Annotated in this window: 11 protein-coding genes and 3 pseudogenes; 3 read left to right on the top strand and 11 right to left on the bottom strand. The window is 68.7% G+C overall.

The genetic code is table 11. The features are described 5' to 3' along the window. Positions 1-117: 117 nt before the first annotated feature. From FH608_RS15475 to FH608_RS15450, 6 genes are all read right to left on the bottom strand, one after another. Positions 118-273 carry an acyl-CoA thioesterase domain-containing protein gene (locus tag FH608_RS15475; RefSeq protein WP_193318437.1) on the bottom strand — a complete coding sequence of 52 codons (156 nt, stop codon included), beginning with the start codon at positions 271-273 and terminating at the stop codon, positions 118-120. A 422-nt stretch (positions 274-695) separates the two neighbouring features. After that, entirely contained in the window at positions 696-1,274 is a 579-nt protein-coding gene (locus FH608_RS15470; RefSeq protein ID WP_193318436.1) for a Tn3 family transposase, read from the bottom strand. Then, the gene (locus FH608_RS15465) at positions 1,189-1,761 is read right to left on the bottom strand and encodes a DUF4158 domain-containing protein (RefSeq protein ID WP_226899564.1); all 573 of its coding nucleotides are present in this window, start codon (positions 1,759-1,761) and stop codon (positions 1,189-1,191) included. Before FH608_RS15465 ends, FH608_RS15470 begins: the two co-directional genes overlap by 86 nt. A 197-nt stretch (positions 1,762-1,958) precedes the next feature. Beyond that, complete coding sequence (locus FH608_RS15460) at positions 1,959-4,052, bottom strand: SpoIIE family protein phosphatase (RefSeq protein ID WP_226899563.1); 2,094 nt, start codon at positions 4,050-4,052, stop codon at positions 1,959-1,961. A 36-nt stretch (positions 4,053-4,088) separates the two neighbouring features. After that, positions 4,089-4,316: an integrase core domain-containing protein gene (locus FH608_RS15455; protein ID WP_139631183.1), complete on the bottom strand. Its 228-nt coding sequence runs from the start codon at positions 4,314-4,316 to the stop codon at positions 4,089-4,091. Positions 4,317-4,972: 656 nt separating this feature from the next. After that, entirely contained in the window at positions 4,973-5,386 is a 414-nt protein-coding gene (locus FH608_RS15450) for a MerR family transcriptional regulator (RefSeq protein WP_139631182.1), read from the bottom strand. A 64-nt stretch (positions 5,387-5,450) separates the two neighbouring features. Here FH608_RS15450 and FH608_RS15445 point away from each other — a divergent pair, with 64 nt between their 5' ends. Beyond that, entirely contained in the window at positions 5,451-5,780 is a 330-nt protein-coding gene (locus FH608_RS15445; RefSeq protein ID WP_139631181.1) for a putative quinol monooxygenase, read from the top strand. Positions 5,781-5,817: 37 nt separating this feature from the next. Here FH608_RS15445 and FH608_RS15440 read toward each other — a convergent pair. Together FH608_RS15440 and FH608_RS15435 are read right to left on the bottom strand one after the other, a co-directional pair. Further along, positions 5,818-6,255 (bottom strand): annotated as a pseudogene (locus FH608_RS15440) (IS5 family transposase); the annotation flags it as partial. A 679-nt stretch (positions 6,256-6,934) separates the two neighbouring features. Next, a pseudogene (locus FH608_RS15435) lies at positions 6,935-7,165 on the bottom strand (ATP-dependent Clp protease proteolytic subunit); the annotation flags it as partial. A 141-nt stretch (positions 7,166-7,306) separates the two neighbouring features. On the opposite strand from FH608_RS15435, the gene FH608_RS15430 reads away from it, so the two are divergent. Next, a complete protein-coding gene (locus tag FH608_RS15430; RefSeq protein ID WP_139631180.1) occupies positions 7,307-8,761 on the top strand; it encodes a sensor histidine kinase in 1,455 nt (484 codons plus the stop codon). Between the two features lie 32 nt (positions 8,762-8,793). Here FH608_RS15430 and FH608_RS15425 read toward each other — a convergent pair. Then, positions 8,794-9,986 (bottom strand): annotated as a pseudogene (locus FH608_RS15425) (RNA-guided endonuclease InsQ/TnpB family protein); the annotation flags it as partial. Positions 9,987-10,135: 149 nt separating this feature from the next. Between FH608_RS15425 and FH608_RS15420 the strand changes: the two are divergent. Then, on the top strand, positions 10,136-10,780 hold the full coding sequence (locus tag FH608_RS15420; protein ID WP_139631179.1) for a response regulator transcription factor: 645 nt from the start codon (positions 10,136-10,138) through the stop codon (positions 10,778-10,780). Between the two features lie 176 nt (positions 10,781-10,956). On the opposite strand, the gene FH608_RS15415 is transcribed toward FH608_RS15420, so the two are convergent. After that, entirely contained in the window at positions 10,957-11,820 is an 864-nt protein-coding gene (locus tag FH608_RS15415) for a DUF2268 domain-containing protein (protein ID WP_139631178.1), read from the bottom strand. 44 nt (positions 11,821-11,864) lie between these two features. Next, positions 11,865-12,635, bottom strand: a complete 771-nt coding sequence (locus FH608_RS15410) for a hypothetical protein (RefSeq protein WP_193318433.1) — start codon at positions 12,633-12,635, stop codon at positions 11,865-11,867. Positions 12,636-12,677 lie beyond the last annotated feature (42 nt).

Below are 12,677 nucleotides of genomic sequence, written 5' to 3'. Positions count from 1 at the left end.
TCCGCCAGCCCGGAAGGCCCAGGCCGAAGTTGACCGACAGTACGGGCCGAGGGCTGGGCGTTCTTGCTCCGAGGGAGCCATACCCGCGCCGGCCCCGACCACCCGGAGCCCGGTACGCTACAGCCGCTCCAGCGTGATCAACGCCTCGATGCGGACGGCACCGCCCTGAGACAGGCGGACCCGCACCTGGGTGGCGTTCCGCCCGGCCCGCAGCGGCTCGACGTGGATCTCGGCGGGACGTGGACCGGCCGCCGAGACGAAGGGCCCACGCACCGCTGCTCGGATGCGGGTGCTCCCCGACAGCGCCCTCACCGGCCATGCGGCTCATCACCGCGAGCAGGTAGCCGCCGTGCACCTGGCCACCCACGCTCCGCAGTGGGCGCAGATCCGTCTCGTAGACGTCTCCACGCCGCAGGATCGCCATCGCTTCCTGGAATGTGCCCATCTGTGTTCCAAGCCCGTCGTCGCGGGAGCGGGAGATGGTCCATGGCTCGGACCACTTGGGCATCCCAGTCAACCGCGTCGAATGCAGATTCAGTCCTACGACGGCGGCACTATTGGCCCTTCTTCTCGCAATGCCGTGATGCCGTACGTCAAGTAATAGTTTCGGGTTCGAGTTGTCTGGCGCGGCTTGGCACCCTGCTCAAGCGCGTGCCGAAGCGCGGGGACGCTTCCCCGGCACCACATTCGTCGATCTATTGGTACGGTGCGGCCGCGGTTGCGGTAGTCGCTGGGGCGTAGTGCAGGTCGCGGCGCAGCGCGTGCAGGCTCCTGCGGAAGGCCGGGTCCGACAGGTATTTGGCCAGGTGCACGGTCCTGCGCAGGATGCCCCACTCCTTCAGCGCGGCGGCCAGGGTGTGCTGCCGCGAGGCGGCCGACCACTTGCCGACGATCAGCGAGGCGGTGGCCTGGCCGTACTTCAGCGACCCGGCCATCCGCATGCCGATCCGCTCGCGTAGCATCCCGCCCACCTCATCGTCGGGGATCGCCGGGTCAGCCGGCACCGGCAGGATCATCTCCATCACCAGTTGCCGGGCCTCGCCCTTCGTGGCCCGCTCGACCAGCGCCTCGTCCGTCTTGGACTTCGTCCGCGACTCCCGTGCGCTGACGGCCTGGTCGAACAGGGCCACCACCTCATCGAGCTGGTCGACCACGGCCTGGGCGACGAACGCCGGCAGGATCGGGAACTTACGCTCCTTGCGCCGCTCCAGCCCCTGGTTGGTCGAACGGCGCGCGACCTGGGCCAGGAACCGGCGCCGCTCGTTCGGCAGCACCGACACATCCATCTGGCGGGCGTCGATCGCGCGCAACCAGGTCAGCTTGTCGATCGCGGTCTTCACCCGAGGTCGCCGACGCGTCCCGGGCCGGGCTGACCAGCCACTCCAGCCGGGTCATCCCCAGCCCCGCATCCACCACCGGCATCCGCTCCAGATCAGCGCACACCTCCGCCGCCAGCAGATGCCCCACCAGCTGCGAGGTCAGATCGGAGGCCCCCTTGCGGCCCATGCCGACCATCTTGGCCAGGATGAACACGCCGGGCCGGATCACCTTGGCCGCCATCAGATACTCGCGCGCCAGGTCGAACAACAGCGTCGGCGAGTCGTGCTCCATCGCCCGGTCCAGCAGGAACTGCTCCAGTTCCTTCATCGCCTGGCTGCCCGCCGCAGCGGTCTGCCACTCCAGATACTTGGCGACCAGGCCCAGATCGTCCGAGCGGGTCTGATCGCGCTTGCCGTACAGCCGCAGCGCCACCGGCGCCACGCCCAGCCGATCGACAGGGCGCCGCCGGGACTCACGAACGCCGCGTCAGCCGCCGTCGGCGTGAAATACCGGATCACCTCATCTGCGCCGATCTCCGGGAACGAGCGCAGATGGCGTGAAGATCCGAACTCCGTACAGGCTCCAGGAGCGCTGGGTGGGGTGGGTGGTCATCATCGACGGGGTGGGCTGTGACTGGTTCAGACGCGGGGCAGTTGTACGGCGATGATGGCGATGTCGTCCCTGCGCGCGACCGGCATCATCGGCATCCGGCTGAGCAGTTCGTCGCAAAGAGCCTCCAGGGACGCGCCGGCCATGGAGGCGGCGGCGCGGCGCAGGCATTCCAGCCCCGCATCAAGGTGCCCTCCTGGCACTTCCACGAGGCCGTCGGTGTAGAGCAGCAGCGTGCTGCCCGGCCGCAGCGTCGCGACGGTGCTGGTACGCGGCATGTCGTACCCCACACCCAGGATGGGATTGACGGCGTCTTCGAGGTAACGCGCCTCACCGTCTTGGGTGACGAGCAGAGGTGGCGGGTGGCCGGCCACAGAGTAGTGGAGCTGCCACTCGCGATTGCCCTGGTATTCCAGCCGGGCGAGGATGCAAGTGCCGGTGTCTTCGGGGTAGAGGATCTCGGTGGCGACGTTCAGGCGCCGCAGGATGTCCCCGGGAGGCTCCCTCCGGTCGATCGCCAGACCCCTGAGCGCGTTACGCATCTGGCTCATGGTGACGGCGGCCGTCAGGTCGTGCCCCGCCACGTCACCGATGGTCAGGACCATGGACCCGTCCGGCAGCACGAACGAGTCGTACCAGTCGCCGCCGACCTCCTCCGCGGTCGCGCTCGGCCGGTACCGGGCCGTGACCTCCAGGCCGGGCACGTCCGGCGGATCCGGCAACAGGCAATTCTGCAGCGCCAGCGCGATGCGCTGGGTCCGTTGGAACTGCATCGCGTTCCTGAGATGGTCATGCGCGTGATCCAGCATCCGGCCCAGCAGATCGACCTCCGCCTTGCCGAGCGGTTCGCGCTCGCCACACGCGCCGGCGACCAGCATCGCCGCCACCTCACCGTCCACGATCACCGGCACCAGCGCGACGCTGTTGACGTCCGCGAGACGCAACCAATCCTCGACGTTCGGTGGCGTGATGCCCGGTGGCGGCTGCTTCCCGGGAAAGACGTGGAGGCTCGGCCGGCGGCTCCTGATCGCCTTGGCGAACGCACTCGCAGGACTGAACACCTGTCGGCCGGTCGACATCGGCTCGTCTGGTACGAGGCTGACCAGGCGCTCGCCGACCACGGGCCGCGGAATGGACTGGTCCTCGAGCCCCGGCAGCAGGTAGATGCTGCACCCGTCGGCCAGATTGGGCACGATCACCTCGGCCAGTGCGCGCAGCACCTCGTCCAGATCCGCGAGATTGGCGGTCGCCGCGGCGACCTGGTCAAGCAGCAGCCTGTGTTGTTCCTCCTGCCACTCCTGCTCGATGTCGGCGATGGTGCCAACCCACTCGACTATCGCGCCGTCCTCGACGATCGGCAGGGCACGCACGCGGACATGCCGGTAGGCGCCGTCCGGCGTCCGTACGCGGTGTACCTTATCCAGGTTACGCTTCCGTTCCACCGCTCCGGCCCATCTCTCCTTGGCCGATTCCCGGTCATCCGGGTGCACGGCGTTCAGCCAGCCGTCGCCCCGGTGCTCCTCCCATGACTGGCCGGTCAGCTGCTGCCAGCCGGCTATCGGCTCGCTCACTGCGCCCATGGGGTCGGCCACCCAGACCGCCTGTGTCTGCAGCTGTACCAAGCTCTGATAGCGCTGCAGCAACCTCTCCTGGTCCCCGGCGACGGAGCCGGTCGGCCGCCCGGCGGCGACGCGGTCGGTGACCTCGACGGCCACGACCAGCAGACCCTCCCCGTCTTCCCGCATGATCTTCAACATGCTCAGGGAAGCGAAACGCAGGCGTCCTTGCTCGTCGTATTTGAAGGGGATCGCCTCGACCGTCGTAGCATCACCTGTTTCCAGCACCCGGTCGAACGGCGCGAAATCGTCCTCCAGACATACGTCACTCAACGCCTCCTGAATCGGCACTCCGAGCTCGAGTTGGCCAACCATCTCCTGGCAGGCGCGGTTGGTGTAGAGCAGCCGGTGATCCGAGCCGCCGGTCAACAACACGCCGACGGGCAGTACATCAAGGGCGTTGGGGTCTAGGCGCAAAAACATTGTCTTCCGCAACCTCCACATGTCGCGCTTTCGTCCAGTTAGGCTACGTTCACTGAATAAACAGCCAGTAAGATCCTTGTTCATGCTTGAATGAGGAATTGCTCACCGAGCTCCTTCGTACTACGGCGCTGGCATCGGGTCCGGGACGGCGCGTAGCGCGGCCGCTTGGTACAGGGCCTGATCCGGATGGGCGCGGTGCTGGTTGTAGAACCGCCCGTACTCACGCAGAGCGCACCGCAGGCGATGTTCGTTCCACAGCAGGCAGCGGTCGAGCAGCTCGCGGCGGAACAACTGCACCCACCGCTCCATGACCGCGTTCATGCGCGACACCCGGATCCCGGTGAGCACGGTCCGTATGCCGGGCCTCGGCCAGGATCTCGTCCATGAGGGCGGGGAACTTCCCGTCTTGGTCCCGGATCAAGTAGCGAGTCTGGCAGCCGGTCTCCTTCAGGTCCGTCACGAGGTTCCTCATCGCCTGGATGACCCAGCTCGCGGTCGGGTGTGAGGCGGTGCCCAGCACGCGGAAGCGCCGGGTGGTGCGGTCGATGGCGGCCAAGATGTACTGGCGCTGCCCGTGAGGGGGGCGGTCTCAGAGGATCCCCCACACGGTTGAGGACGCGACTTTGATGCCCAGCATGGCCAGTTCGCCGTGCACGCGCCGATATCCCCAGGACGGTTCTCCCGGACCAGGCGCAGGATGAGAACTCGGATGGAGCGGACCCGTGGGCAGGCGCCCTGGCCGCTTCGGCCGGCACATACGGGCATGACGCCGTCTCATCAGAGCGCGGTTCGCGAATCTATGCCCGTGATGTCGCTGTGATCGTATGGATTTGTAGCGTTACCGCCGGCTGATGGGGCCGGATGTGCTGGGATGGCCGCGCGACTGAGCGCAAGCCATACCCGAGCGACTTATCCGACGCGCAGTGGGCGTTGATCCAATGCCGTTCAGAACTCCTGACAGAATGATCTCGGGATGGGTATTGATCTTCTGTTCCGTAGGTTGATCACCGTTGTTCGGCGCAGGCTCGGTCACGGCTTTGCGACGCGTGACGGCCGGTTTGGACGTGGGTGAGTGCTCGGGCGGAGGCTTCGAGGATGTCGCCCAGAGCGGTGCGGGCTCGGGTGAGGTCGGCTATGCGGGAGTCCAGCTCGGCGTACTGGGTTCTGAGGTGGTCGAGAACGCAGGCCTGGAGCTCGGTGCCGTTGCCGACGAAGCAGGGCATGAGCTCGCGGATGACCTTGGTAGGAAGCCCTGCGGCGAGCAGGGTACGGATGCGGGCGACGGTGGCAGGGGCCTCGGGATCGTAATGGCGGTGGCCGCCTTCGCTGCGGTGGGAGGTGAGCAGCCCCTGGGCCTCGTAGTAGCGAAGGAGACGTACGGCCACGCCTGTTTCGCGGGACAACTCCCCGATCTTCATGTGACCCACCTCATAGGTCAGCGGCTTGAATCTGACATATATGTCACATCTTAACGTTGATCACATGACGACGACTTCGACTGCACCAGCGCCCGTTTCGCTCTACGGATTCCTGACCCCCAAGCCCGGACACGCCGACGAGTTCAGGAAGCTCCTGATGGACCTCGTCGAGCCGTCTCGAGGGCACGAGGGCAACCTTCAATACCACCTCCACGAGCAGGAGGACGGCCGATTCTTCCTCTATGAGGTCTGGCGTTCGCAGAAGGACCTCGACCGGCACAACGCGACCCCACTGCTGCGCGCCTTCATGGACGAACTGCCCGCGCACATCGAAGGAGCGCCCGAGGCCTACTTTGGCGCGATGAGGAGTCCCTATCCGGCCATCGTGGCCTGACCGAGCTCGCGACAGACTCGAAGAGTTCCTGACGGAGTCAGAGTTCGGCCAGTCGGCGCCAGCAGATGATGCCGCAGGCCAGGCTGAGAAGGGCTTCGTGGATGTCGTCGCGGATCTCCCAGTGGATGCGCAGTCGGCGGAACCAGTCCAACAGCGCGAAGCTCTGCTCGACCACCCACCGATGCATGCCCAGTCTCGAACCGTGCTCGACGCCACGCCGGGCGATGACCGGAGTGATCCCGGCAGTTCGGACCTTCTTGCGGTACTTGTCGTGGTCGTAGCCGCGGTCGGCATAGATCGCATCCGGCCGTCGGTGTGGTCGTCCTCGCCGGCCGCGTACCGGCGGGATGGCCTCGATCAGAGGCATGAGCTGGGTGACGTCGTTACGGTTCCCGCCGGTCAGCGACACCATCAGCGGAATGCCGTGCCCTTCGGTGATCAGACGATGTTTCGAGCCTGTTCGGGCACGATCCACGGTGGCTGCTCGCCATTCCTCACGCGCTGATCAACCCGCGGACGATCACCGTTATTCCTAGATCATTTTGTTAGGACTTATTGGATAAGTATGATCACGGCGTTCGGGTGGCCCGGTGCGTGGGCGAGAGCGCGACGGTCGGCGGCCCCGCGTACCGGATCCCCTTGTCGGAAGGGCGGCGTTCACGGTAGCTGCTGCGGCGCGAGCGTTGACGGCTCGCGGATAGGAGCGGTGCCGACGGCACGGGTTGACGTTCCGTCGGTGTGCGACCTCATGGAGGGCGCGCGTCCAGGACGCGTGAGGTGGCTCAGGGGGAAAAGCCGCGCAGTCGGTGACCGAGCGACGCACGATGCCGACGGTGCCCAGGAACGTGATCCGGTCGAGGATCGATCCCGGCAGCGGTGGCGGCGGTACAGATCAGCGTGCATAACGCCCAGTGCGTCAGCAGGTAGGCCCAGATCTCCTGATAAGCCAGCTCTGGGGTAGAGAAGACCGACCCGCGGCCCTGGACGAGGGGATCAGGCCGCGACGCTTGGATCAGCACAGCCACCCGGACCACGGTGTGATGAGGCAGCGGCACCCGTAACCGGTAAGGCCACAACGAGGCTGCCATGGGGGATCGGATCATGTTCGACTGCACCTACCGCTACTGACCCGCATCATCAGGTTGGAAAGGCTCAATGAACTGCATCGTGTCGTAGAGGGCCATCCCGGCGGTCACCGATCCGCCCGGCGAATTGATGTAAAGCGTTATGTCGCGCTTGGGGTCTTCGGCCGCCGGCAAGAGGAGCTTTCCGCAGAGCCGGTTGCAAATGTCGTCGTCGACCTCCTGGCCCAGGACGAGGATGCGCTCCTTCAGCAGGCGCTGACTGAGCTGGTCAGGCCAGGGTACGCGCTGGGTCTCCGTCATGTCCGGCCGCCTTTCCGTGCTGGTTGTTTCTGGGAAAACGCTGGACCCGGCCGGCCGGAATTCTGGAATCATTTCGCTGGCGGCGCATTACTCTAAGGGCGCATTCCACCGGGAGCGAATAACCAACATACAATCGCCGATGTGAGGAAGAACCTGCCCCGCCGGTGGGCGTGCCTCGTCCTGGGCGGCGCGCTGCTGATGCCGTACATGATGACCGGGGTGGTCGTCACGGCCCAGTGGCAGGGACAGCAGGCCAACCTGCTGCTGCCCGTGCAGCTCGGGGTGTTCGTGGCGGTCCTGCCGGTGGTGGCCGTGACGGGGCTGTTCCTGCCCGTACGCGCGCTGGAGGTGAACGCGGCGCAGGGCCTGCTCGGAGCGCACGTCGAGACGCCGCCCCGGCAGGCGGGCCGCTCCTGGCAGGAACGCCGCCGCACCGCCGCCTGGTTCACCCTGCACCTGGCGGTCGGCGGCGTGGTCAGCGGCTGCACGCTGGCGATCGTGCCGTTCACGGCGGTCACGCTCGCGCTCCCGTTCATCGGCCGGGCGACGCCGATCCTCGGCACCACGGTGGAGCCGGGCTGGCCGGCCGTGGGGTGGGCGGCAGGCGGCCTGGCGCTGCTGGCGGCGCTGGTCGCGATGGCGGCGGGCGCGGGAGAGCTGCTGGCCAGGCTGGCTCCCGTCCTGCTCGGACCCACCCCCGCCGAACACCTGGCCGCCGCGGAACAGCACGCCCGTACGCTCGCCGAACGCAACCGGCTGGCCCGCGAGCTGCACGACTCGGTCGGCCACGCACTCAGCGTCGTCACCCTGCAGGCCGCCGCCGCTGGGCGGGTGCTCGACCGCGACCCGGAGACGGTGCGAGGCGCCCTGTCCGCCATCGAGCAGTCGGCGCGCACCGCCCTGGAAGACCTGGACCACGTCCTGGGCCTCCTCCGCGACGACGCCCCGGCCGATGCCGCGCCGCCCAGGAGCGAAGGGGACGGTCGGGATCCGGCACGAGCTCAGGAAGCCACGGCAGCGCACCACGACCCGGCGGTACGGCGTGACGCGGCGGTGCGGGACGGTGTGACGGCGCACCACGACCCGGTGGTGCGAGAAGGCGTGGCGGCGCGGCATGACGCGACAGGCCAACAGGGCGAGGCAGGCCGACAGGGCGCGACAGGCCGGCAAGGCGAGGCAGAGCGACAGGGCGAGGCAGCGGAAGGGCGGGGGCGGCCGGTCAGGGCACCGGTGGCCACGCTGGCCGATCTCGGGGAGCTGGTCACCGCCTCAGGCGCGCAGGTACGCCAGGAGGTGGGCGATCTGTCCGCCGTCCCCGCCGTGGTCTCCAGGGAGGCCTACCGCATCGTCCAGGAGGCGCTCACCAACGCCATCAAGCACGGCCACGGCCCCGTACGCCTGAGGGCCGCCGTCCAGGGTGACGACCTGCGCCTCGAGATCACCAACCCCGGAGCCGGGAAGGGCTCGCGTTCCGGTGGCAGGGGCGTGACCGGGATGCGCGAGCGGGTCCGGCTGCTCCGTGGCGAGCTGGAGGCCGGTCCCACCGAGACCGGGTGGAAGGTCACCGTACGCCTGCCGCTACGGTCGAGCCCTTGACATCCCCCCTCGTAAACGAGGGGGATTCCCACGGTCGCCCGTGAGGTTTCCTGCTTCACCGCCGGTTGCCCGCCCGAGAGGACTCTCGTTGAGGTCTTACACCAGCTCCACAGGCGTTTCAGCTCTCCGCCAGCCCGGCGGCGAGCACGTTCTTGGCCGCGTTCACGTCTCGATCGTGGGCCGCGCCACACGCGCAGGTCCACTCGCGGACGTTCAGCGGCATTGTGTCGTGCAGGGTGCCGCACGCAGAGCACAGCTTCGAGGAGGGGAACCAGCGGTCCACCGCCACCAGCGTGCGCCCGTACCAGGCGGCCTTGTACTCCAGCATCATCCGCAGGTCGCGCCAGGCCGCATCCGAGATGGCGCAGGCCAGCGAGCGGTTCTTGACCATGGTGCGGACGGTCAGATCCTCCACGGCGATCACTTGGTTTTCGCGAACAAGCCGTGTGGTGACCTTGTGCAGATGGTCCCGGCGCCGGTCGGCGATCCGGGCGTACACCCTGGCCACCCGCAGCCGGGCCTTGGCCCGGTTGTTCGAGCCCTTCTCCTTACGGGCCAGTGCACGTTGCGCCTTGGCCAGCGTGCGACGGTCTCGCCGTTCGTGGCGAGGGTTGACGATCTTCTCGCCGGTGGAGAGTGTGGCCAGTGCGGTGATGCCCGCGTCCACGCCTACCGACCGCTCGGCCCGCGGCAGCGGACGGATCTTCTCCTCCACCAGCAGGGACACGAACCACCGCCCGGCCGCGTCCCGACTGACGGTGACCGTGGACGGCTGCGCCCCCTCAGGCAGGGGACGCGACCACACGATCGCCAACGGCGTGTCCATCTTCGCCAGGGTCAGCGCGCCCTCGCGCCAGCGGAACGCCGAGCGGGTGTACTCCGCCGAGGCCCGCGACTTCTTGCGCGACTTGAACGTGGGGTACTTGGCGCGCTTGGCGAAGAAGTTCGCGAACGCCGCCTGCAAGTGGCGCAACGCCTGCTGAAGCGGCACCGACGACACCTCGAACAGGAAGTCGAACTCGCCGCTGCGCTTCCACTCGGTCAGCTGGGCCGACGACTCCACATAGGAGACACGACGCGCCTCCAGGGTGTAAGCGCGGGTGCGTTCCTCCAGGGCCTTGTTGTAGACCAGGCGGACACAGCCGAACGTCCGCGCAAGCTCTTCGGCCTGCTCGGGGGTCGGATAGAAGCGATACTTTTAGGCCCGCTTCACGATCTGCGCCACGCCTCACATTCTATCGCGCGATCAGCTGAGAGTCGCGCAGTTGTTCGATACAGCGGTTCGCCTGACGGCGAATCGCCTATCCCTGCCCTGCTCCGCAGGCGTCGAATTCCCTCCCCGCCAAAAGGCGGGGGTTTCCTCGGAGGTATCTGGTGACGCTCAGAGTCGTGATCGCCGACGACGAGGACCTCGTCCGCGCGGGCCTGCGGATCATCATCGACGCCGAGCCGGACCTGGCCGTGGTCGGCGAAGCCTCCGACGGCGCCGCCGTGCTGCCCGTGGTGCGGCGGGAGCGGCCCGACGTCGTCCTCATGGACGTACGCATGCCCGCGCTCGACGGCATCCAGGCCACCGAGCGGCTCCTGGCCCTGGACGACCCGCCCAAGGTGCTGGTGGTGACGACGTTCGAGAACGACGACTACGTCTACGACGCGCTGCGCGCCGGTGCCAGCGGTTTCCTGCTCAAGCGCACCCGGCCGGACGACCTGGTCCAGGCCGTCCGGCTCGTGGCGGCGGGCGAGTCGCTGCTCTTCCCCGCCGCGATCAGGTCGCTGGCCGGGCGCCGCCGCGGGGCTCCGGCGCGGGTGCCCGGCATCGACCGGCTGACCGGGCGCGAGGGCGACGTGCTGCGCCTGATGACCAGGGGGCTGTCCAACCACGAGATCGCCGCCGAGCTGGTGGTCAGCCAGGAGACGGTCAAGACCCACGTGGGGAACGTGCTGGCCAAGCTGGGCGCCCGGGACCGGACCCAGGCGGTGATCGCCGCCTACGAGTCCGGCTTCGTCTCCCCGCGCTGATCCGCCTCCTCGCCGAGGCCGACCCGCCGGCCTTCCGGGTCTGAGGCGCCCGACGCGCGAGCAGGCGGGCGGGACACGGGCAGGCGGGCGGGTCACCGGCGAAGGCCGACGCGGCGCAGGAGACCGGCGGGCGGTTACGGGCGGATGCCGGCGCGGCGCAGGAGACCGGCGGGCGGTTACGGGCGGATGCCGGCGCGGCGCAGGAGGTCGGCGGCCGGGATGACGGTGGCCTCGGTGGCGGTCAGTCCCGTGGCGGCCAGCGCCTGGTCGACCAGCCGCAGCCCCACCGCATATCCCGCCATGTCGGGAATGCCGCGCGGCTCCTGCCCGAAGTTCCGCACCGCCGTATCGCCCAGCACGTACGCCGGCGTGTTCATCATCCCTTCCACCTCGAAATCGGCCATGATCCGCTCGTACGCCCGATCGAACGCCTCCCCCGTCACCATCGACGACCACGGCCCCATCGCCTCGGCCCCCGACAGCTCCCGGACGAAGGCCTCCGCCAGCCCCTCCGCCACGATGTGCTCCCCCACGGTCACCGTCGCCGGGTTCCACTCGACGTTCGTGTACCGGACGTTGTGGTGGAACTCGTGGACGGCGAGGTGCCCGATCCGCCCGATGACCTCATCCGTGGGCCAGGCGAGCAGGTACAGCCAGCCGGGCGCCCCGCCCATCCCGTAGTAGCCGCCGGCCACCTCCATCAGGTGCGTGTTGTCCGGATTGCCCAGCATGAACATGACCTGCAGCGAGTCGACCTGCTTGGCCCCGCCGAGCCGGTCGGAGGCGCGCTCCAGCTCGCGCCGCACCTGCCCCAGCACGTCGGCCTCGATCATGCGCCGCACGGCCGGCAGGTAGCGCGGATCGTCGACGTCGACCCGGAACCCGCCGCCCTGGTGGTGGATGTCGACGATGTCGCCCGGCATCGGTATCGCGTCCCGTGTCGGCGCCATGATCTTCCGCAGCGCGTCGGGCCGCCGCTCCAGCGGCCCCTCAAGAAGCGCGGCCATGGCCGCGAGCGTGTCGTGAACGATGAACTCCATGCCGCGGAACGCTAAAGCCTCCCGTAACGTGAGGCTCAAATCATTTAAAGGGGAGCCTCGTCGCCCAGGTCCTCGCCCGGCGTCTGCCCCGGCGTGACCTGCCCGCTCTCCGACGGCGACGGCGACGGGGTCCGCGAGGGCCGCGGCTCCGGGCTGGCCGGCGTCGGCGGCGGCGACGGGACGACCACCGTCGGCGGCAGCTGCCGGGGCTGCGGCTCGCTGTCCTGCCTGCCCAGCAGGAGCACCAGCACGATAGCCGTCACCAGCATCAGCAGCAGCACCAGCACGAGCGCCGCCGTCAGCACCCGCTTGCGGGTCTCGGTCAGGGGCCTGCGTCGCCGCACCACTCCCGGCAGCGCGGGCGCGCGGTCGGTCAGCCAGTACGGCACGAAGTCCGGCCCGTGCGCCTGCCCGATCAGCGTCCCGCCCACCATGACCGGCTCCAGGAAGCGCTCGGCCCCCGGCCGCCCCGGCACGTACGGCACCGCCACCCACGGCGCCGGACCCCCGTCGAAGCCCAGCACCTCCGGCATGCCGTCCAGCACCGCGCCCCGCGACCGCCCGGACCGCGCGAACCAGCCGCGCACCCCCGACCGCTCGCTCCTGGCCTCCCGCACCGTGGTCACGAACCGATCCCGAGCCGCGGCGTCGAACGCCGCCCCCCGGGTCAGCACCGCCAGCGACACCGCGCGACCGTCCGGACCCTGTCCCAGATACACCAGGCCCGCCGCGGCCGTGTGCAGCCGCGCCTGGACCACGTACGGCCCCAGGCGGGGAGGATCGCCGAACTGCAGGGGACTTGCCACGTTTGCCATGAAAGCACAGACGTGGCGTCGTGCACGTTTGCGGCGCGTTTG

This window comes from Nonomuraea phyllanthi, from assembly GCF_006334985.2.
Classification (GTDB): Bacteria; Actinomycetota; Actinomycetes; order Streptosporangiales; family Streptosporangiaceae; genus Nonomuraea; species Nonomuraea phyllanthi.
Note: the sequence above shows the minus strand (reverse complement) of the source record. Positions and strands in the feature narration are given on the sequence as shown.